This window comes from Mesorhizobium sp. M2E.F.Ca.ET.209.01.1.1 (assembly GCF_004010375.2).
Classification (GTDB): domain Bacteria; phylum Pseudomonadota; class Alphaproteobacteria; order Rhizobiales; family Rhizobiaceae; genus Mesorhizobium.
Genome location: NZ_SADP02000614.1, coordinates 1 through 341 on the forward strand (window position 1 = coordinate 1; position 341 = coordinate 341).

The 341-nt window shown below is 63.6% G+C and carries 1 pseudogene; it reads left to right on the forward strand.

Features of this window, described 5'->3' with window-relative positions:
• Window positions 1-44: 44 nt before the first annotated feature.
• Window positions 45-341 (forward strand): annotated as a pseudogene (locus EN852_RS37145) (integrase); the annotation flags it as partial.

Genomic DNA, 341 nt, shown 5'->3' on the forward strand with positions numbered 1-341 from the left:
TCCGGCGCAGCTACAATGAGGAGCGTCCGCATGAGGCGCTTGCCATGGACACTCCAGCCCAGCATTACCGCCCGTCGCAACGAGCCATGCCAAGAACGCCACCCGAGCCCGATTATCCGCAAGAGGCCGCGGTTCGCTGGGTGCGCCACAATGGCGAGATCAGGTGGAATGGCGGCTTCGTCTATGTCTCGCAATCACTGGCCGGCGAAGCCGTCGCGGCCACCGAAGCCGAGGACGGCCAATGGGCACTTACCTTCCATGATTATCCGCTTGGCATCATCGACACCAGACGCATGAAGCTCGTCCGCCGCAGCGCCGCGCCAACCAAACCGCTTGGCGCT